The 20,850-nt window shown below is 66.3% G+C and carries 18 protein-coding genes; 8 read left to right on the top strand and 10 right to left on the bottom strand.

Going from position 1 to position 20,850, the window contains the following annotated elements:
- The first annotated feature begins 59 nt into the window (after positions 1-59).
- From C7R54_RS06125 to C7R54_RS06115, 3 genes are read left to right on the top strand one after another with little or no spacing between them, the layout of a single operon-like run.
- Positions 60-1,523, top strand: coding sequence for an MmgE/PrpD family protein (locus C7R54_RS06125; RefSeq protein WP_158021159.1), 1,464 nt, complete (start codon positions 60-62; stop codon positions 1,521-1,523).
- A gap of 1 nt (position 1,524) precedes the next feature.
- Positions 1,525-3,021, top strand: a complete 1,497-nt coding sequence (tcuA, locus tag C7R54_RS06120) for an FAD-dependent tricarballylate dehydrogenase TcuA (protein WP_129149226.1) — start codon at positions 1,525-1,527, stop codon at positions 3,019-3,021.
- 57 nt (positions 3,022-3,078) lie between these two features.
- Positions 3,079-4,089 (top strand): tripartite tricarboxylate transporter substrate binding protein, encoded by a 1,011-nt coding sequence (locus C7R54_RS06115; protein ID WP_240039384.1) that lies wholly within the window; start codon positions 3,079-3,081, stop codon positions 4,087-4,089.
- A gap of 4 nt (positions 4,090-4,093) precedes the next feature.
- Here the strand turns inward: C7R54_RS06115 and msrA are convergent, their stop codons facing one another.
- Both msrA and msrB read right to left on the bottom strand, forming a co-directional pair.
- The gene (gene msrA / locus C7R54_RS06110) at positions 4,094-4,831 is read right to left on the bottom strand and encodes a peptide-methionine (S)-S-oxide reductase MsrA (RefSeq protein ID WP_129149225.1); all 738 of its coding nucleotides are present in this window, start codon (positions 4,829-4,831) and stop codon (positions 4,094-4,096) included.
- Positions 4,828-5,361: a peptide-methionine (R)-S-oxide reductase MsrB gene (msrB, locus tag C7R54_RS06105; RefSeq protein WP_129149224.1), complete on the bottom strand. Its 534-nt coding sequence runs from the start codon at positions 5,359-5,361 to the stop codon at positions 4,828-4,830. The genes msrA and msrB overlap by 4 nt, the downstream gene beginning before the upstream one ends.
- Positions 5,362-5,512: 151 nt before the next feature.
- Between msrB and C7R54_RS06100 the strand changes: the two genes are divergently transcribed.
- The 5 genes from C7R54_RS06100 (at position 5,513) to C7R54_RS06080 (ending at position 11,934) form a co-directional block, all read left to right on the top strand.
- Positions 5,513-6,229: a response regulator transcription factor gene (locus C7R54_RS06100; RefSeq protein ID WP_129149223.1), complete on the top strand. Its 717-nt coding sequence runs from the start codon at positions 5,513-5,515 to the stop codon at positions 6,227-6,229.
- The gene (locus C7R54_RS06095; RefSeq protein WP_129149222.1) at positions 6,226-7,782 is read left to right on the top strand and encodes a sensor histidine kinase; all 1,557 of its coding nucleotides are present in this window, start codon (positions 6,226-6,228) and stop codon (positions 7,780-7,782) included. Before C7R54_RS06100 ends, C7R54_RS06095 begins: the two co-directional genes overlap by 4 nt.
- A 231-nt stretch (positions 7,783-8,013) precedes the next feature.
- Complete coding sequence (locus C7R54_RS06090) at positions 8,014-9,657, top strand: glucosamine inositolphosphorylceramide transferase family protein (protein WP_129149221.1); 1,644 nt, start codon at positions 8,014-8,016, stop codon at positions 9,655-9,657.
- Between the two features lie 553 nt (positions 9,658-10,210).
- Positions 10,211-10,984: a response regulator transcription factor gene (locus tag C7R54_RS06085; RefSeq protein WP_129149220.1), complete on the top strand. Its 774-nt coding sequence runs from the start codon at positions 10,211-10,213 to the stop codon at positions 10,982-10,984.
- Positions 10,985-11,268: 284 nt separating this feature from the next.
- Positions 11,269-11,934, top strand: coding sequence for a helix-turn-helix transcriptional regulator (locus C7R54_RS06080; protein ID WP_129149219.1), 666 nt, complete (start codon positions 11,269-11,271; stop codon positions 11,932-11,934).
- Positions 11,935-12,187: 253 nt separating this feature from the next.
- On the opposite strand, the gene C7R54_RS06075 is transcribed toward C7R54_RS06080, so the two are convergent.
- The 8 genes from C7R54_RS06075 to fcl are packed head-to-tail and all read right to left on the bottom strand — an operon-like array spanning position 12,188 to position 20,850.
- Entirely contained in the window at positions 12,188-13,465 is a 1,278-nt protein-coding gene (locus C7R54_RS06075) for a glycosyltransferase WbuB (protein ID WP_129149218.1), read from the bottom strand.
- Positions 13,462-14,055 (bottom strand): putative colanic acid biosynthesis acetyltransferase, encoded by a 594-nt coding sequence (locus C7R54_RS06070; protein ID WP_129149217.1) that lies wholly within the window; start codon positions 14,053-14,055, stop codon positions 13,462-13,464. Before C7R54_RS06070 ends, C7R54_RS06075 begins: the two co-directional genes overlap by 4 nt.
- A gap of 38 nt (positions 14,056-14,093) precedes the next feature.
- On the bottom strand, positions 14,094-14,990 hold the full coding sequence (locus C7R54_RS06065; protein ID WP_129149216.1) for a glycosyltransferase family 2 protein: 897 nt from the start codon (positions 14,988-14,990) through the stop codon (positions 14,094-14,096).
- 26 nt (positions 14,991-15,016) lie between these two features.
- On the bottom strand, positions 15,017-16,141 hold the full coding sequence (locus C7R54_RS06060; protein WP_129149215.1) for a glycosyltransferase: 1,125 nt from the start codon (positions 16,139-16,141) through the stop codon (positions 15,017-15,019).
- Positions 16,134-17,525 (bottom strand): O-antigen ligase family protein, encoded by a 1,392-nt coding sequence (locus tag C7R54_RS06055; protein ID WP_129149214.1) that lies wholly within the window; start codon positions 17,523-17,525, stop codon positions 16,134-16,136. Before C7R54_RS06055 ends, C7R54_RS06060 begins: the two co-directional genes overlap by 8 nt.
- Positions 17,526-17,568: 43 nt before the next feature.
- The gene (locus C7R54_RS06050) at positions 17,569-18,507 is read right to left on the bottom strand and encodes a glycosyltransferase family 2 protein (RefSeq protein WP_240039383.1); all 939 of its coding nucleotides are present in this window, start codon (positions 18,505-18,507) and stop codon (positions 17,569-17,571) included.
- Between the two features lie 40 nt (positions 18,508-18,547).
- A complete protein-coding gene (locus C7R54_RS06045; RefSeq protein WP_129149213.1) occupies positions 18,548-19,864 on the bottom strand; it encodes a lipopolysaccharide biosynthesis protein in 1,317 nt (438 codons plus the stop codon).
- Positions 19,865-19,896: 32 nt separating this feature from the next.
- The gene (gene fcl / locus C7R54_RS06040) at positions 19,897-20,850 is read right to left on the bottom strand and encodes a GDP-L-fucose synthase (RefSeq protein ID WP_129149212.1); all 954 of its coding nucleotides are present in this window, start codon (positions 20,848-20,850) and stop codon (positions 19,897-19,899) included.

Here is a 20,850-nt window from a genome sequence, read left to right as displayed (position 1 = left end):
CGACACGTCGCATGGACATCGATGTTCCTGCCGCGCCGCGGGAACGAGGAGCGATGGAGATGGAGGCAGACACCGCGCAGGACGCAGCGGCCACCGCGACGCCGGGCCTTGCGCAATGGCTGGGCGCGCGCGTGGCCGCGCTGCGTTACGAGGACCTGCCATCGCCGGCCCTGCATGGTGCGCGGATGGGCATCCTCGATACCGTCGGCGTGACGCTGGCGGGCAGCGGCGAGCCCGCCGCCCGAATGGCCGAGCAGGCCCTGGACGGTGGCGCCGGTCCCGCGCTGCGGCTGGGGACGCGGCAGCGCCTGGGCGTGCTGGACGCGGCACTGGTCAACGGCACCGCCGCGCACGCGCTGGACTTCGACGACAGCAGCAACACCATGGGAGGCCACCCGTCGGCGCCCCTGGTGTCGGCCCTGCTGCCGCTGGCCGAGCAGTTGGACAGCGCCGGCCGCGATCTCATCACGGCCTATGCCGCCGGTTTCGAGACCGAGACCAAGCTGGGCATGGCCGTCAACCTGCATCACTATCGCAAGGGCTGGCATCCGACCGCCACGCTGGGGTGCTTCGGCGCGGCGGCCGCCTGCGCCCGCCTGATGGGCCTTGATGGCACGGCCACCGCCACCGCGCTGGCGCTGGCGGCCTCGTTCGCGTCCGGGATCAAGGCCAACTTCGGCACCATGACCAAGCCCCTGCACGTCGGCCATTGCGCCCGCAACGGCCTGTATGCCGCGCGCCTGGCGCAGCGCGGCTTCACCGCCAACGCCGCCGACGTTTTCGAACACCGCCAGGGGTTCCTCGACGTCTTCAACGGCCCCGGCGCCCATGATGCGGGCAAGGCGATGGCCGCGTGGGCCGACCCCTACGACCTGGTCGCGCCCGGTATCGCCTTCAAGCAATACCCTTGTTGCGGCAGCACCCATCCCGCCATCGATGCCATGCTGGCCCTGGTGCGCGAACATCGTCCCCGGCTGGAGGACGTCGCGGCCATCGACGTGGCCATACACAGCCGCCGGCTGGCCCATACCAACCGGCCCCGGCCGCGCGGGGCGCTGGATGCCAAGTTCAGCCTGCAATACGTGGTGGCGCGCGCCCTGGCGGACGGCCGGGTGGCGGAGGTCGATTTCGGCGATGATGCCTGGCGCGATCCCCGCATCGCGGCGCTGCTGCCGCGCGTGCGGGTCGCCGCCTATGACGAGGCGGCGGGGGCGCGGATCGCCGAGATCGCCACTGCGTCCCGCGGGCAGGTGGATGCCAGCAACCATTTTGCCGCCCACGTCGTGCTCGCCCTGCGCGACGGCCGGGTGCTGCGCGCCAGCGTCGACCAAGCCCTGGGCCGCACATCCGCCCATCCGCTGCCGCCCGCGTTGTTGCGGCACAAGTTCCTGTTGTGCGCGGGCACGGCCTTGCGCGAGGACGCGGTGGAAGGCATCGCCGACATCATTGACGACATCGATGCGCTGCCGCGCGTGGCGGCGCTGACCCTGCGGATAGAGCAAGCCGTTCGAGGAGGAGACTGACGTGCAAGACGCCAAGCAGAACTATGACGTGATCGTGGTGGGCAAGGGCAATGCCGCGCTGTGCGCGGCCCTGGCCGCGCGCGACGAGGGCGCGCGCGTCGCCATCCTGGAGGCGGCGCCGCAGGAAGAGTCCGGCGGCAACAGCCGGTTTGCCGGCGGCGTGATGCGCTTCGCCTACGACTCGGTGGAAGACCTCAAGCGCGTGACCGACCTGACCGAGGAAGAGATCGCCACCAGCGATTTCTTTACCAACACCACCGATGAGTACTTCGACGACCTGTTTCGCCTGACCAGCTACCGCACCGATCCCGAGTTGTCGGAGATCCTGGTCACCCAAAGCCTGGACACCATGGTGTGGCTGCGGTCCAAGGGCGTGCGTTTCGTGCCCAACTTCGGCCGCCAGTCCCGCCTGGTGGAGGGCCGCCGCAAGTTCTTCGGCCGCCTGCCCATCGAAGTGTCGGGCGGCGGCGCCGGGTTGGTGCAATTCCTGGACAAGGCCGCGCGGGAGGCAGGCATCGACGTGCACTACGCGACCCGGGCCAAGCGCCTGCTGCTGGACGAGCATGAGCGCATTCGCGGCGTGCATGCCGCGCGGGAAGGCGAGCCGGTCGACTTCCACGCGGGCGCGGTGGTGCTGGCTTGCGGCGGCTTCGAGGCCAATCCCGAAATGCGCACGCGTTATCTGGGACCGGGCTGGGAGCTGGCGAAAGTGCGGGGGACCCGCTACAACCAGGGCGACGGCTTGCGCATGGCCCTCGACATTGGCGCGGCGCCGTACGGCAACTGGTCGGGTTGCCACGCCACGGGCTGGGAGTTGAACGCGCCCGAGTTCGGCGACGTGAACATCGGCGATCAATACCAGAAGCACAGCTATATTTTTGGCTTGCTGATCAACGCCCATGGGCGCCGCTTCGTCGACGAAGGCCTGGATTTCCATTCCTTCACCTACGCGAAGTATGGCGGCGAGTTGCTCAAGCAGCCCGGCCAATTCGCCTGGCAGGTCTTCGACGCCAAGGTCAACGACCTGCTGCGATCCGAGTACCGCATCAAGATGATGACCAAGGTGACGGCCGACACCCTGGAGGCCCTGGCCGAAAAGCTGGAAGGCGTGGACGCCCCGGCTTTCCTGGAAACCGTGCGCGCGTACAACGACGCCGTGGTGCCGGACGCGGCCTTCGACCCCACCATCAAGGACGGCCTGTCCACCCGCGGCATCTCGCCGCCCAAGTCGAATTGGGCGCAGAAGCTGGATACCCCGCCGTACCATGCGTACGCCACCACGTGCGGCATCACCTTCACTTTCGGCGGCTTGCGGATCCGCCCGGAGAACGGCCAGGTCCTGGACGTGCATCTGAATGCCATGCCTGGGCTGTACTGCGCGGGCGAGATGGTCGGCGGTCTCTTCTATTTCAACTATCCCAGCGGCACCGGCCTGGTGTCCGGCGCCGTCTTTGGCCGCATCGCCGGCGCCGGCGCCGCGCGGGCCGCGCTGGGATGAGCCCGGCATTGAACAACCTGGACGTGAGCGTGAGCCCGGATGGGCGCGAGGAAGAACATGATGAAGCGTAGGGCGTGGCTGGTGGGTCTGTTGTCGGCGGCGTGCACCGTCATGGCGGGCGGCATGGGGGCGGCGCGCGCCCAGGCGGCGGGCGGGCAGGCGGCCGCCCGCTTTCCCGATCATCCTGTACGCCTGATCGTCCCGTTTTCGCCCGGCGGCGGCAATGACAACGTGGCGCGGACGGTGGGCCGGCGGCTGGGCGAGATCCTGGGCCAGGCCATCGTCGTGGAGAACCGCGCGGGCGCCGGGGGCACCGTGGGCGCCGAGACCGTCGCGCGCGCGCCGTCCGACGGCTATACCTTGTTCCTGGGCGGCGTGGGCAGCCATGCCATCAATCCGAACCTGCGCAAGAACCTGCCCTACGATCCCATCAAGGACTTCGCCCCCATCACCCTGCTGGCGCAGGCGCCCATGGTGCTGGTGGCGCAGCCGAGCCTGCACGTACGCAATGTGGCGGAATTGATCGCGCTGGCGCGCAGGGAACCCGGCAAGCTGGATTATGCGTCCAACGGCAACGGCTCTTCCTCGCACCTGGCGGCCGTGATGTTCGCCACCGAGGCCCACGTCACGCTGACGCATGTGCCCTACAAGGGCTTGAGTCCCGCGTTGACCGACCTGCTGAGCGGACAGGTGCCCCTGATGTTCAGCAGCGTCGTGGCCATCCTGCCGCATATCAAGGATGGCAGCCTGGTCCCCCTGGGCGTGACCGGCGCGCATGAGCTTGCGTCGCTGCCGGGCGTTCCCACCATCGCGTCGCAGGGATTGCCGGGTTATGAAACCAGCTCCTGGTACGGGATCCTGGCGCCGGCGGGCACGCCACGCGACATCGTCATGAAGCTGAACGCCGGCCTGAACCAGGCCCTCCAGGATCCTTCGATCCGCACGAGCCTGGCCAGCGACGGCGCCGAACCGGTCGGCGGCACGCCGGAGCAGTTCGCCGCCCACATCAAGCGGGAAATGGAACGCCTGGGCACCGCCATCCGGCAATCGGGCTTGCAGATGGAGTAACGCATCACCGCGTTTGCGCGACCAGCACCGGTTTGTCCCGATACAGGTCGCCGAACATCGCCTGCAGGTTCTTTACCTTGGGCAGGTCGTTGTAGACGATGTAGGGGTAGTCGGGGTTGTGTTCCATGAAGTCCTGGTGGTAGGCCTCGGCGGGATAGAAGGTCTTGCCGTCCTCCAGCGTCGTCACGATGGCCTTCCGATAAACGCCCGATCGATTGAGCTGCGCGATGTACGCCTCGGCCACCTTGTGCTGCATCGGCGACGACGGGAATAGCGCCGACCGGTATTGCGTCCCGGTGTCCGGACCCTGGCGGTTCAGCTGCGTCGGGTCGTGCGCCACCGAGAAATAGATCTGCAGCAGCTTGCCGTAGCTGATCTGGCGCGGATCGTAGGTCACCTGCACCGACTCGGCATGACCGCTGCGTCCCTCGCTGACGATCTCGTAATGCGCGGTCGCGGCCTGTCCGCCCGCGTAGCCCGATACCGCGCGCGTCACGCCCTTGACGTGCTGGAACACGCCCTGCACGCCCCAGAAGCAGCCGCCCGCGAACACCGCTGTTTCGCTGCTCGCGCCGGACGCCGGTTCGTCCATCGCCGGGGCGGCGATGGCGACCGCCTGCTCGGCGGCGCGCGCGCTCAGCTGGGGCGCCAGCAGCACGGCAGCCAGGCCCAGCGCGGCGCCGGCGGCCAGGGCAGGCAGGCGGCGGGTGGAGACGCTGGAAGACTCGGGATGATTCGTCATGATTGCCTCTCGTGTGAGTTGAACGTCATTGCCACCCCATTCATGCAATACCGCAAGCCGGTCGGCCTGGGACCGTCGTCGAACACATGCCCCAGGTGGCCGCCGCAACTGCGGCAGGAGACGGCCGACCGGACCATTCCGAACGAACGGTCTTCGTGCGTGCGCACGGCGTTCTCCAAGGGCTGCCAGAAACTCGGCCAACCCGTCCCGCTGTCGAACTTGGTCTTCGACGAGAACAGGGCCAGCTGGCAGCCGGCGCAGGAGAAAATGCCCGGCCGGTGCTCGCCGTTCAGCGGACTGCTATACGGTCGTTCGGTGCCCTCCTGGCGCAACACCGCGTATTGCGGGCCGGTCAGCAGCGCCCGCCATTCGGCGTCCGTGTGCGTTACGGCATATGGGCCGGCGGCGTCCGCCGCCGCGCTGCCCGCGGACGCCGCCGGCGCCGGGCGCCACAGCTGCCAGCCGGCCAGTCCGCCAGCCAGCACGCCGAGACCGGCCTTGCGCAGGAAATGTCGACGTTGAGTGCTCATGGTCTTGCTCCTGTCGGTCTTGCTCCTGTTCGATGAACGCATTGTTCTTCCGGCGTGCTCCCCAAGTCCTCACGCAAACTTAAATTAAATGTGATACTTGCCCGCGCCCGTCGGGGCGACAATGCCCCCTGTCTCGAATGACATCGCACCCATGACTACCTCAAAACGTGTACTCATCGTCGAGGACGACGTCCATATCGCCGACCTGCTGCGCCTGCACCTGCGTGACGAAGGCTATGCGGTGGAGCATGCCGCGGACGGCGACACGGGCTTGCGCCTGCTGGAGGCGGGCGGCTGGGACGCCCTGGTGCTGGACCTGATGCTGCCCGGCGTCGACGGCCTGGAAATCTGTCGCCGCGCGCGCGCCATGACCCGTTATACGCCGATTATCATCACCAGCGCGCGCTCCAGCGAACTGCATCGCATCCTGGGCCTGGAACTGGGCGCCGACGACTACCTCGCCAAGCCGTTCTCCATGCTGGAACTGGTGGCGCGGGTCAAGGCGCTCCTGCGTCGCAGCGACGCCATGGCCCGCAGCGCGCGGCTGGAAGGCGGCGGCCTGGAGGCGGGCGGGGTACGCATCGATGCCCTGGCGCGCGAAGTGTCGGTGGACGGCCAGCCGGTGGAACTCACGCCGCGCGAATTCGACCTGCTGTATTTCTTCGCCCGCCATCCGGGGCAGGTGTTCTCCCGCCTGGACCTGCTCAACCAGGTATGGGGCTACCAGCACGACGGCTACGAGCACACCGTGAACACCCATATCAACCGACTGCGCCTGAAAGTCGAGCACGATCCGGCCGAGCCGCGCCGCATCGTCACCGTCTGGGGCAAGGGCTACAAGTTCATGACGCCGGGAGACGAGCGTTGAGTCCTGCCGCCGGCCGTCCTTCGCCTTGGCGCCGCCTGACGCTCACCCAGCGGCTGGCGGCGGTGTTCGCCGTGCTGCTCCTGGCGTGCAGCGGCGCATCGGCGTGGCTGCAAGTGCGCGCCAATGCGATGCACGACGCGCAAACCGCCCAGCGCCTGTCCATGGGGCTGGCGCAGCATATCGCCGATACCTCGCAGTTGATGGATGCTGCCGGCCTGCGTCGCGAGGCGGTGCGCGAACTGTTCGACAAGCTGATGGCGGTCAACCCCAATGTCGAGGTCTACCTGGTGGCCCCGGACGGGCGCATCGTCGGCGATGCGACCCCGCGCGGCCACATGCTGCGCGATCGGATCGACATCGAGCCGGTGCGGCGCCTGCTGGCGGGCGATCCCTTGCCGATCTACGGCGACGATCCCCGCAGCCTGGCCGGCCGCAAGGTGTTCAATGCCGCGCCCCTGCGCGTCGACGGCCAACCCCATGGCTATGTCTACGTGGTCCTGCAGAGCGAGGCGCGCGACATGCTGGCGGCCGACGTCGCCGTCAGCTCGGTGCTGGGCACGACACTATGGGCCATTGCCCTGGTGGCGCTTTTGTGCCTGCTGGCCGGCCTGGCCGCCTTCAACCTGATCACGCGCCCGCTGCGCCGCCTGACGGCCACGCTGCGCGATTTCGATGGCGACGATGCCGCGGTGGCCTCCGCCCTGGCGAGTCCGGCGGGACAGGCGGCCGCGGGCAGCCGCGATGAAATCGCCATCCTGGAACAGACTTTCCACCAGATGGCGGCACGCATGGCGGAACAATGGCGCGAACTGACACGCCAGGATCAGCAGCGCCGCGAACTGGTCGCGAACATTTCCCACGACCTGCGCACGCCGCTGACGTCGCTGCACGGCTATCTGGAAACGCTGCTGCTGAAGGAGCAGGCGCTGAGCCCGGAGGAGCGTCGCCGCTACCTGGAGGTGGCGCTGGACCAAAGCCGCAAGGTGGGACGCCTGGCGCAGGCCTTGTTCGAGCTGGCGCGACTGGAGTCCGGCCTGATCCAGCCCGACACCGAGGCCTTTTCCCTGCCTGAGCTCATACAGGACGTCTTCCAGAAATTCGAGCTGCAGGCCGAGGCGCGACGCGTGCGCCTGACCGCGCGCCTGGACCAGGACCTGCCGATGGTGCGCGCCGACCTGGGCATGATCGAACGGGTGCTTACCAACCTCCTGGATAACGCGCTGCGCCACAGTCCTGCCGGCGGCGGCGTGGAGGTGGCCGTGCGACGCAGCGGCGCGCGCGTGGAGGTGCGGGTGGCGGACCAGGGGCCGGGCGTGGCCGAGGCCCTGCGGGAAACGCTCTTTACCCGGGCCTCGGTGTGGAGCCATGCCGGGCCCGAGCGAGGCGGCCTGGGACTATTGACCGTACGTCGCATTCTGCAACTACATGGCGACGATATTGTCTTGGCGCAGCAACAAGGCGCCGGCGCCACCTTCGTTTTTGGCTTGCCCGTGGACCTTCCTACGGTGGACACGACAAGTATGAGGGTGACCCCCGGCCGCCTGGTCGGATGAGGGCTCGCCCCCACCGGCTGGCCCATGCAGGGACGGCCGTCCTAGTTCCCATGGTTGAGGGACGCTAGCTCCTTTGCGTCCGCATGTTGCCGTACTCCCCCTTACGTCTTAGGGCCCAGCCCGGCTGCGTCGCTCGTCCGGCCTAGGGTGAACGCATTCTGGAGCGCTCGCATTACAGCGCGCAATATCTGTGGCAGGTGCGTTTTTACCCACTCAACTTTGGATACAAGAATGGACAAAGCGAAGGTTGCGTTGCTCGTGAGCGCGCCGAACCAACCCGGTTGGATCCATGAAGTCGCCGACTGGTTGAGGCGTGACGACCTGTATGAAGTGTCGGCCCTGCTTGTCGCCGAAGCGGACGACGGGCCGCGCGGCCGCGCGCAGCCGTGGTCCAGCGTCGGACTGGGGCCGGTGGCAAGGCTGGAAAACCGGATACTGAATACCCGCCACCGCGCGCAGTTGGCGCCGCGGGCGCTGGCGGAATCCGTGCCCGCGGGCATTCCGCTGTTGCGGCTGACATTGCGGCGCGACGAGCGCGGTGACCTGGTGGCTTGCGAGGACGAGGCGTTTGCGGCCATGCGTGGATTGGGGCTGGATCTTATCCTGATCCTGGGGCTGCCGGCGGTGCGGGGGGCGTTCACGGACGTGGCCCGGCGTGGGGCCTGGCTGCTCGCCCATTCCGAGCTGGAGGGGCAGGCCGATGTGACCCACGCCGGTTTCTGGGAGGTCTACCAGCGGGCGGATCATACGACGGTGAAGCTTTGGCGCGTGGGCGCCGTGGAGCAGGGCGACGTGCTGCTCGATGCCCGCAGTTTCAATACGGAGCCTTTCTGGCTGAAAAACCGGGCACGGGCATTGAGCCTCGGCAATTTCATGCTGTTCGATACGCTGCGCGCCGCGCCGAAGACGTCCAGCCCGACGGCGCATCCCGCGCCTATCGCGAAAGACGCGGGGATACAAGGCATCGACGCGCGCCGGCGGCCGGCGCAGTGGGATGGCGCTGCCTATCTGGCGCGCCAGGCGTGGATGATTTCCGGTCTCGTCCTGCGCAAGGCCATGAAGCGCAACGTTACCTGGCGCATTGCAATGTGCCCGAGCGCGCACGAGCCGATGGCGGCATTGGCGGCTTCCGTCCTCGAGCCCCCCAAGGGGCGTTTCTTCGCCGACCCCTTCGTCTACACGCACGAAGGCCGGCCTTATGTTTTTTTTGAGGATTACGACTTCCGCGAGCGCAAGGGAAAGATCTCGGTCGCGAGTTACGCCGACGGGGCCTTCCGGTTCCTGGGGACGGTGCTGGACCTGCCTTATCACTTGTCGTTCCCCTTCATATTTCACTACAACGGTGCGACATATATGGTCCCCGAAACGTGTGGAAACCGGACTATAGAGTTATGGCGATGCACCGAGTTTCCATTGAAATGGGAAATTCACGAAGTGTTGATGAGCAATGTGTCGGCCGTGGATACGATCGTGTTTTTCCACGGAAAATACTGGTGGCTATTCACCAATATCGACCGGGCCGATGGCACCAGCCACTGCGACGAGCTGTTCGCGTTTTATGCCGACCGCCCGGACGCCACCACCTGGACGCCCCATGCCCTGAATCCCATCATCCGGTCGCCGGTCAAGGCCCGCAACGCCGGAATGGTGGTGGACGGGAACGGCGACGTCATCCGCTGCGCGCAGACACAGGGTTTCCTGCACTACGGCAAGGGGGTCTCCCTGAACCGCATCGAAGAGTTGTCACCTTCGACGTATAGCGAAGCGGAAGGGCAGGTGCATTACCCCAGTTTCCTGCGCAAGCCATTTGCCTCCATGCACCACTGGCATCATCACGGTGGTCATACGGTATTCGACTTTGCATTTATGGAATAACAAGTGCGCGAATATCGAAAAATATAGCGTACGGAATAACTCTTCGAAATTATGTCCTGAATGTCGTTGGTATCTGTACGGCTGTAAGGCGGCGTTGAGGGCGGTATTTCCGGATCTCCGGAAAGCCGCATGGATAAAGGCTTTCGAGCTGATGAGGAGGGTTTCTACGCGCCGGGATACTTGCATTGACTTGCACGTAGAATTGTTTTTATACATCTTTTCCGGATTATTTCTTCATATTTTTACCGTGGCTTTGTAGGGCGAAAAAAACGACGCAGGTAGATTAGTTATTTTGAATGACGCTAACGGTTGACTGCGATTCATATCCGTTTATGTCGTTCGCCAAAGCTTGCTTTTGATGAATTCAACCCATAACATGGGTCGCGTCATCCTAACAGATGGCTACCCAAAGTGTCGGTCGGCCCGCCTAGTGCTCGTCCACGCGGCTGGCAAGCAATACAAACAAGAAAACTATATACGTGTGTCCGCGCTGCACGCTTATCACTTCTGCATTTCTTCTTGTTGCAACGAACGTTGTCCTCTGGGGAAAGCTATGTCGAAAATGGTCTTGGTTGAAGCCCATCCGCTGTTGAGGCTGGGATTGCGTCAAATTCTTGGCAAGGTTGAAGGTGTTTGGGAAATAGTCGGTCTGGATCTCGCCAACCTGGGCGAGGCCGCCGAGCAGAACCGATCGGCCGAACTGCTGATTTTTGGCATGCCGATCGAAACCGAGGCAGGCTGGCAGGCGCTGGCTGAAGTGCGCCGCGTGCTGGCTCCCAAACGTATCCTCCTGCTGGTGGACAGCATGCCCATGCAAGCGCTCTCGCGCCTGCCTGAAGGCAGCATCCACGGCTGCCTTATGAAGACGGCTTCCATCGAAGTTCTGGAGGCCGCCATCCGGCTGGTGATGGCCGGTGGCCAATGTTTCCCGAGTGGTCAGATGGGCCAGGTGGCGCATGACGCTCCGCCCGTGACGCTGGGGAGTATGACCCACACGTCGTTGTCCGTACCCTTGAACGATATGGACGGCGTCAGCGTGGCCAAGATGGCCATGCCCGTGACGGCCGGCGCCCAGCTGTTGAAGATCACGCCGCGCCAGTATGAAGTGCTGGTCCTGCTTTCGCGAGGCTATCCAATCAAGACCGTCAGCCGCATGCTGAATATTTCCGTGGCGACGGCCAAGACCCATGCATGCACGCTTTACCAAAGGCTGCAGGTGAAGAACAAGGGCGAAGCCGTATATACCGCCTTGCAGCGTGGGGCGACGCTCGATTGGGACGCGGGAAACCAGAACGGCGTTGCATACGAAAGGGGCAGGCCACAATAAGATCCCCGCTGTCCCGTGGTCGTTCGCCGGTCGGGAGGCGAGCGAGCGCATCCTAATGCATGAGCGGCATGACTGCAGCCGCCACACGCATGGCGGATGTTGCTTTCGGGACGGCGGTTCACGGCACGCGGTATGGTGCCGTTGCCGTCATCCGCAAGACGGAGAGGCAAGGGGACGTGTCACTGATAGCATGGTCGTGGCTGTTCCCGCTCGCGAATGAGATGGATCCGTGATTCGCGATTCCCGGTGGGACGCCCCGCACGACGTGACGAGGTTCCCCGCCGATGACTACCGTACTGATCGAGGAATACGCCATCCTGCGCATCGCCATCCAGCATATCCTGGAGTCGGCGCGCAGTCCCGAAAGCGTCATGTCCATGGCGCCGCAAAAACTCAATGAACTGTCGCTGTCGCTGGTGCGGCCGGTGGAGCTTGTGGTGCTGGGCATCACAGGTGTCGCCGATGTCGACCTGCACATGCTGGCGAGCGTGCAGGCGCAGCTGGCGCCTCGCTATGCCCTGATCCTGTACGACACGCTCGATACGCGCGTGATGGCCGAGGCGGCGCGCCAGGGCGTGTGCGGCTTCATTGCCAAGAACTCCACGCCCGAGGCCATCACCGCGGCCGTGCATCTGGTGCTGGCGGGCGGACAGTGTTTCCCCCGTCTCATCGTCGAGGCCGTGCAGGGCTCGCAGCACGCGGCGCAGCGAGCCTATGGCCCGATGCGCATGCTGACGCCACGGCAGGAGGAGATCCTGCGGCTGTTGGCCAAGGGTTGCACCATGCGTGAAATCAGCAAGGAAATCGGCATATCGGTCGCGACGGTCAAGAGCCATGCGCGCACCCTGTACTGGAAGCTGAACGCGCGCAACCAGGCCGAAGCGGCCTTCATCGCGGTCCAGCAGGGATTGCTGGGGGACAAGGACGAGGACACGGACTCGCCGAAATAAATAGCGCCCCGCGCCGCGCCGCCGCGCCGCTTGCTGCCGCCAAAGAAAAAGCCCGCGGCAAGCCTCGATGCCCGTCAGGCCGCGACCGATGGCAAGCTTCGCTGCCCATCCAGGGCGTAGCGGATCCGGCTTCGCCGGTCCGCTAACGCCGCCCCCTTGAGGGGGCCCGCGCAGCGGGTAGGGGTGGGCTTTCCAGGGGCCCGCGCAGCGGGTAGGGGGTGGGCCTCCCCGCCGGGATGGCCGTCCCTCCGGCTTATCTTTTTGCCGGTTCGTGGACGGATGGCCGACGGCTGTCGAACTGGACCAGTGCATCTTCCAGCCGTCCCAGCACGGTATCCGTATGGAAATGGATATGCGCGTGCCGCGCCGCGGCCGCGCCCAGGCGCCGGCGCAAGTCCGCGTCCCGCGAGAGGGTCAATAGCGCCCGCGCCATGGCACGCGGGTTCTCCGGCGGCACCACCAGTCCGCAGCCGGCCACGACCTTGGCCAACTCCGTTCCGGGCGCCGCCCCGCAGATCACGGGGCGCCCGCTGGCCAACATGCCGGTCAGCTTGGACGGCATGACCAGGTCGGCGGCGCCGGCGCGTTGCGGCAGCAGATGGATATCGGCGCAGGCCAGCAAGGCGGGCAACTGTTCGGCCGGCTGCAGCGGCAGGAAATGCACGCGCGGCAAGCCGTCGCAGGCCTGCTGCAAGGGGGCGCGCTGCGGCCCGGCGCCCCCGAAGACGAAATGCAGGCGCGACTCGCGGCGCAGCACGCGGCCGACTTGCGCCAGCGTTTCCAGCCCTTGCTTGCCACCCATATTCCCCGAGTACATCGCCACCACCGCATCGTCCGGAATGCCCAGCTGCCGCCGATAGCCGGCGGCGCCGTGGCCGGCGCGGGCGGCCGCTTCGGCGCTGGCGCGCGCGGCGCCGACGTCTATCCAGTTGGGGACCAGCATCAGCCGCGCATCGTCCACGCCCTTGTCGCGCGCCAGTGCCAGCATGCGTTGCGAGATGGTCGATACCCGGTCGAAGCGGCGCATCATCCAGCGCTCCACGGCGCCGACGGCTTGGCGCAGGCGCTTGCCCTTGAGCAGGCCCAGCTCGAAGGCCGCGTCGACCTCGTAGTCCTGGATGTGCAGCCAGGCGCGCGCCCCGCAAAGCCGCGCCGCCGCCAGCGCGGCCGGCGCGCAGAACAGCGGCGGCTCGACCACCAGCACGACGTCGGGACGCCGCGCCATGCCACGCAGCAGCAGCGGCAGGCTGCTCAGCGCGAAGGACGCCAGGTGCAGCAGGCGCTTCAGGCCGCCGGGCGTCCGGGGCACCCACAGCGGCGCGCGCCACACCCGCACGCCACGCCAGGTTTCGCTGGCGTAGCGGCCCGCGCGGTAGCCGTCATGCACCTGCCATTGCGGGTAGTAGGGCGGCGCCGTGATCGCGGTGACGTCGTGGCCGCGCGCGGCCAGCCACGCGGCCAGCTCGCCGGTGTACTTTCCGGTGCCGGTCAGCTCCGGCGCGAAGTTGATACCGAGGATCAGTATTTTCATGAGCGGATCGTCGAGGTGCGGGGGCGGATGGGACGGCACGGCGTGCCGTGGCAGATCATGCCGGCGGGAACGTCCTTGAAGACCGAGCTGCGCGCACCCACGACGGCGTCCTTGCGCACCGTCACGCCTGGCCCCACGAAGACGTCCGTGGCGACCCACGCGCCGTCCTCGATGATGACGGGCAGGCCGCGGATGGGAAAGTCCGGCATGGCCGCATCGTGGTCGCCCGCGCAGAGGTAGCTACGCTGCGATACCACCGCGTGGCTGCCGATATCGATGCGGCCCAGGCTGTACAGCACCACGTCGTCGCCTATCCACGAGTAGTCGCCGATCCGCACCTTCCACGGGTAGGTGATGCGGGCGCTGGCGCGGACCAGCACCTTGTCGCCGATATCGGCGCCGAACAGGCGTAGCAGCCAGCGCCGGAAGCCATAGGCGAACTGCGGCGAATAGCGGAATAGCGTGGAGTGCACCATCCACCACAATTGCACATAGACGGCATTGCGCCCCCGGAAGCCGGCGGGCAGCCGGAAGAGATTGAGCCGCTGGAAGGTCTCCAGGGCCGGCGGGGAGGATGGAAGGGTGTCCATGACGGGCTCCTAGTACTCGGTTGGGCAAGGCTCGCGCCTCAGCGCGCGGATTGGGAAACCGATGAGACAGGATCGGATTGCGCGGCCTTGGCGGCCGCAAGCCGCGCGGCGCGCACCTCATTCGATTTCAGGCCGATCTGCCAGTAATACATGGCCCGGGCCACGGCATAGTCCAGCCCTGCCTTGCCGTCGAGAAAGCCCAGGTGGAATACGTAGGTATGGAGGAAGACCGCGGGCGCCTTGAAGGGCAAGGCCTGGAATATCCGCTTGAGCGTGGAGCGCATGCCCATGTTGGCCTCGCGCGGATCGTTCATCAGGCCTTTCTCGCGGAGATTCGCCTCCCAGTCGGAGTAGCGGTTGTGCTTGTCGAAATAGTGGTAAAGGGTGTCATGGTCGTTGTGCCCCATGCGCCCCTTCATGACGAACGTGCCGCCCAGCACTTCGGGCTGGTAATGGCCTTCGACTTCCCACATGTGCGCCACATCCAGGTCGTTGTAGTCCAGGAAGCGCGCGCGGCGGCGGTGCAGCAGCGCCAGCTTGTAGACGCGATGGCCGTGCCGCAGCCGCTTGCCGCAGAAGGAATAGTCGAAGCCGATGAACGCGCCACCCAGCCCTTCATCGAAGCGGGGCAGGCTGGCGGCGATCTCGCGCGCCAGTGGCGGCGTCATTTCCTCGTCCGCATCGACGTAGAGCACGATGTCGTGGGAGAAGGGCAGGTTGTCCAGGCACCATTGCTTTTTCTTCGGATACTTCCGGTTCCATTGGAAAGGGACGACGATGGCGCCCAACTCGCGCGCCAGTTCGACGGTGCGGTCGGTGCTGTCCGAATCGATGACGAAGACCTCGTCGAAATCCGCCAGGGCGCGCAGGCATTTCTCGATATTGCGTTCTTCGTTCTTCGTCATGACGACGACAGAGACGGGAATACGGCTCATCTACAAACTCCCACGCGGAATCGCGTTTACCGTTGCATCAAGGGTTGGAACAGGTCCACCACGTTGTGGCAGTGCTGTTCCAGGGAAAAGTCCTGCGCGCGGCTCGGACCCAGGTCGGCCAGGTGCTGGCGCCGCGCGCGGTCGTGGGCCAGCTGGCGGATGGCGCGCGCCACGGCGTTGGCGTCGCCCACCGGCACCAGTTCGCCGAAGCGTCCGTCGTCCAGGATCTCGGCCGGGCCGGACGGGCAGTCGGTCGCGATGATCGGAACGCCCAGGCACAGGGCCTCCACCAGGGACAGGCCGAAGCTCTCGCGCTCGGAGACCGACAGGAAGATGTCGGCGGCCGCGAGCGCGGGGAAAGGATTGTCCACATGGCCCCACAGGTGGATGCGGCTGCGCGTTCTCAGGCCTCGTATCTGCTGTTCGAGTTCGGCGCGCTGCGGTCCCTCGCCGATGATCGTGAACGATATCGTCGGATCGTCCAGCAGGACGGCGGCATCGAGGAGGGTCTGGTAGCCCTTGGTATGCACCAGCCGTCCTATCGACACCACACGCAGCGTACCCTCGTCCGGCAGGGGCGCGGCGCCCGCGCGGGCCTGTTCCCGCACATGGTCCAGCGGCACGCCGTTGTAGACGTGCCGGCATTTCTTGCGTAGCGCGGGCACCATCGCGACCAGGTCGCGCACCACGCCTTGCGATACGCCCACCACGGTGTCGTGCGCGCCATAGCTCAGGCGCAGCAGCATGCGCTTGAGCAGGCCTTTTTCGGTGCTGCGGTAGTGCGCCGACGGGCTGTTGTGCTCGAAGGCCACGCTGCGGAAGGAGCCGGGCATGATCCGGCGCGCCGCCGCCACCATCAGGTTGCACAGCAACCCGTGCGAGCAGACCACGGCGGGGCGTTCACGGCGGATGGCCGCCAGCAGCTTGAACCAGGCCAGGGGCGCCAGCAGCTGCATCGCGCGATTGCTCAGCTTGCGGTGGTAGGCCCGCGTGACGGTGGCGCGGCTGGGCGAGAACTCGTGCTCGATCTCGCGCAGGCAGAACAGCGATGTGGTGACATTGTGTCCGGGCAACTCCTCTACCATCGAGTAGACGCAGCGGCCAACGCCGCCGCGATGCAAATCGGGTACGACGAAAAGAATATCAACCATGATGCGGCAACCGGGGAGGGGTGGAGGAAGCCGGCCGGGCCGGCGCGATGGAACGCGGATCGGAGCGGGCCGGCCAGGCCGCCCGCATGGGCGGCACCGATACCGGAGGACGAATGGGGTAGACGACCACCGGTGTCGACGCCTGGGACGCGGCGGCGGGCGCCCGCACGTCGTTGCGCAGCAGTGACAGGCAGTAGGTCAGCAGGAAGCCGGTAAATGCGGTCTTCGGCGCATAGGCCAGCCCCCCGGACAAGGAGTCGATGAAGATATAGACCGGCGCGGTGGCGATCAGGTAGCGTCGGTGCAGCTCCAGCTCCGGGTCGGCGTAGCGCCGCCCCAGGGACAGCAGCATCAGCAGCAGGCAGGGCGCCATGATGACGACGGTACCGATGATGCCGAACTTCATCAGGTAGAAGGCCCAGGAATTGTGCGCGAAGGTGCTCAGTTCGAAGCCTTGCTCGCCCATCACCCAGCTGCGGTAGCCGGCGCCGTGCCCGAACCAGGGCGATTCGCGGAACAGGTCCATCTGGCCTTCGTATTCTTCCACGCGGGCGCCGTAGCTGGAGTCCTCGTCCAGCGCCTCGACGGTCAGCACGCGCGACTCCAGCACTTCCAGGTAGCCGATGGAGGCGAACAGCAGGATGCCGGCGACGGCGGCGGGAACGAAGATCTTGACCGCGTTGCGGAAGGCGCCCACCCGGCTTCCCAGCAGGACGGCGATGCCCACCGACGCGCCCAGCTGCAGGTACTGGCTGCGGTTCAGCGAGAACACCAGCGCCATCAGCATGTAGAGCGTCATCAGGTAGGCCGTGCGCGGCTTCAGCCCCAGGTGCTGGCGGAAATAGAGCAGCGAGACGATGGAGAGAGGCAGCACCCAGATGCCCAGGCTGACGTCGCGCAGCGGCTCGGCCGTGTTGAAGCCCACCACCTGCTGCCCCAGCATGATGGTCGATACCGCCAATCCGGTGATGACCAACGCCCACTGCAGCTTGCGATAGGCATCGGCGCTATCGATGTCCTTGTAGCAAAGGTAGGGTGTGACGACGAAATAGAGCACGATGCGGATGTCGCGGGCCACGTCCCCGCTGTCGATCCCCGGCCGGTTGCCGGAGACCAGGAAGAGATACACGACCACCAGGGCATTGATGAACAGCAGCATCGTGATGCGCGGCGGCGGCAAGGTATAAGCGCGCGGGTCGGCCAGGCGCAGCACCTTGAACAGCACCATGCCCACGAACATGAAATCGAAGGGCGAGAGCTTGAAGCCGCCCGCGCCGATGAAGAAGATGTCGTTGTTCATCGCCAGCGACGTGAACAGGATGCCGCATAGCAGGGGCAGGGTGGAAAAGCGCTGCGTTGTCCGGGCACTTGTTAGGCGAAACATGATGGCGTCTTCCTGGGGGCATACCGGTGGATGGGCTTGCCGGTCAATGGGCTTGCCAGTTGTCGCGACCGGCCATCTTGTGGAGGATTTTCTCCACCAGGTAATCGATGTCGCCCTGGCGCGCATGGGCCGCCACCTTGGCCGCCCGGCAGGACAGGCCGAACAAGGGGCCGATATGGCTCTCGGCCCGGATATGGTCGACGATCTGCGCCCGCTCGCTGACATGGACGTCGTGCATCAGCGCCGTCTTGGTTTCGTCATGGGCCGTGTAGACGCCCAGCGCCGACGGGACGATGAGGTTGGGCCCGTCGTGCAGCAGGCGACTCCAGAGTTCCAGGTCCATGCAGTAGCGCATCTCTTCCTTCAGGAAGCCGTGCCGCTGCAGCACGTCGCGGCGGAACAGGGCGACCTGGTTGGGAATGGATGCCTTCACCACCGTCAGCTTGCGCCGGTCCATGGGCGTGTAGTAGACCTGGCGGAAAATCTGGTTGTCGGCGTTGGCGATGAAAAGATGGCCGTTGATCAGCGGCGGCCGCCGCCGCGCCGCGGCGCGGCCCAGCCGGATCAGCGCGCCCGGGAAGTACAGGTCGTCGGAGTTCTGCCAGCCGATGTAGTCGCCGGTGGCCAGGGCGAAGCCCTTGTTGATCGCGTGCGACTGCCCGCGATCGGGCTCGCTTTCCCAGTACGTCAGGTATTTTTCGTACTTGCGGATGATGTCCACGCTGCCGTCGGTGGAGCCACCGTCGATGACGATGTACTCCAGCTTGGGGTAGCCCTGGTTGAGCACGGACAGCATGGTCCGCTCCAGGAAGCGCGCCTGGTTGTACGAGGGCGTGACGATGGTGATCTTCGGCAGGTTGGCGGCCTCGTCCGCGCCCAGTGCTGGAAGGACCTGGGGTGGCGAGACATGCAGGCCGGAGACGAAGTCCTTCAGCTCTTGGGTGGCTTTCTGGTAGCGCTTGCGCATGAATAACCTCAACATGTGTGTAGCGTGATGCATGGAGCCGGTCGCGTCCGTCCCGTTATCGGGCCGCCGCGACGGGCATGTAGCGCTGGGCATGCGACTGCCGCAGCGCCAGGTAGATGCCGGCGAGCGTCGTCAGCGAATAGCCGATACGCGCCCAGCCGGCGGCTGCCTCGCCCAAAGGGCCGACCAGCAGGAAAAGCAGGCAGACCATGACGGCGCCGGCGGCGCCGTTGAGCACCGCCACCGCCCGGCCGTTGCCCATGCCCAGCAGGGAGAAGTGGGCGACCACGTTCAGGGAGAGCAGGGCGGCGGCGACGATCAGCAGGCGGAAGGTGGCCAGGTGGCCGTCGGTATAGCCGTGGTGCCCCAGCATCAGCCCCAGCAGCGGGGCGCTGGCGGCCAGCGCGACGACGCTGCCCAGCACCGACAGGCTGACATTGATGGTCATAAGCCGCCGCACCTCGCGCGCCACCGCGACCCCGCCGTCGGGCGCCGCCGCCAGGCGGCTGATCAAGGGCATGGTTTTCTGGAAAACGGCGACCGACGCGGTGTGGATGATCTGGCCGACCTGCGCACCGATGGTGTAGATGGCCAGCGTCGCCGGTCCCAGCAGCGAGCCCACCAGGATGCGGTCGACCGAGCCGAAGGCCACCGCGCTCAGGCTGTTCAGCCAGGACCACCGCGAGAACCGGAAGGCGGCGCCCATGGCGGCCCGGTCCAGCAACGGACGCACGACCCAGCGCCGGCTGGCGCGGGCGAACAGGTGCATCTTGGCCAGGCCGGTGGCCAGCAGGCCGGCGGCCTGGGTCAGGGCGGCGATGGTGGGGGACCCCGTCAGCATGGCCACCAGGCACGTCACGGTGTAGGCGGTGAGCCGTCCGCTGACTTCGCAGATGGCGGTGCCGGCGAAGGCTTCGCGGCCCTTCAGGCAGCCCGTGAACAATTGATCGAACTGCTGGCTGAGATACACGAGCAGGGCGGGCAGGGCCAGCGTGGTGATGGCGATGCCGCCGAAGGTGGCATGCGGCCAGATCCAGGCCACCAGCCCCCATCCCGCCAGGCCGATCGCGGTCACGCCCGCCAGCGCGCAGGCCACCAGGGCGAAGGCCACCGCGGCGCCCCGATGGGCGCCGTCGGGCTCGTGCAGGCGCTCGGAGACCAGCTTGGTGCCGGTCACCGCGGCGCCCAGGTTGGCGACGTTGCCGAACCCGGCCAGCGCCATGATCATGGCGAACTGGCCGAAGCCCACCGTTCCCAGCTGGCGCAGCAACACCGGCGTCGCGGCGAGCGCCACCAATGGTCCCAGACCATACTCCATGAGCCCCCAGAAAGAGGCATTGGAGCCGATGTACTTCTTGATCAGCCCACGCATGCGCGCGACTCCCCCGGTTTCCAGGCCCGTCGTCAGGCCAGCGGCAGCGGCTGGCTGGCAGCCTGCCGCAGGTAATGGTGATAGGTCATCTGGATGCCTTGCCGCAAGCCGATTTCGGCGCGCCAGCCCAGCGCCTGGATGCGCCCGACGTCGAGCAGCTTGCGCGGCGTGCCATCCGGCTTGGTGCGGTCGTAGGCCACGTCGCCCTGGTAGCCGACCACCTGCGCCACCAGCGCCGCCAATTCGGCGATGGTAAGGTCCTCGCCCACGCCGACGTTGTAGAGCCCCTGGGCGCCGTCGACTTGCATCAGCAGGGCGCAGGCGCGCGCCAGGTCGTCGACGTAGAGGAATTCGCGGCGCGGCGTGCCGCTGCCCCACAGCGTGACGCAGGATGCGCCGCTCTCGCGGGCTTCATGGAACTTGCGGATCAGCGCGGGCAGCACATGGCTGTTGCGCAGATCGTAGTTGTCGTTCTCCCCGTACAGGTTGGTCGGCATCGCGCACACGTACTGCGTCCCGTACTGGCGGTTATAGGCTTCGCACAGCTTGAGCCCCGCGATCTTGGCGATCGCGTAGGCTTCGTTGGTCGGTTCCAGCGGCCCCGTCAGCAGCGCATCCTCGCGGATGGGCTGGGGCGCCAGCTTGGGATAGATGCAGGACGATCCGAGAAACAGCAGCCGCCGCACGCCCGCCGCATGGGCGGCGCGGATGACGTTGTTCTGGATCATCAGGTTGCGATAGAGGAAATCGACGGGATAGGTGTCGTTGGCCAGGATGCCGCCCACCTTGGCCGCCGCCAGGTACACCACGTCGACCTTCTCCGTGCAGAAGAAGCGGTTGACCTGGTTCTGGTTCTCCAGATCCAGTTCGTCGCGCCCCCGCGTGACGATGTGGCGATAGCCCTGGCGGCGCAGTTCGCGCACGATGGCCGATCCGACCATCCCGCGATGGCCGGCCACATATACCCGTTGTTCCAGATCGGCCAT

Source organism: Achromobacter aloeverae, from assembly GCF_004121055.1.
Classification (GTDB): domain Bacteria; phylum Pseudomonadota; class Gammaproteobacteria; order Burkholderiales; family Burkholderiaceae_B; genus Bordetella_C; species Bordetella_C aloeverae.
The sequence above is the reverse complement of the archived record's forward strand: the minus strand, read 5'-3'. Positions and strand labels throughout refer to the sequence as shown.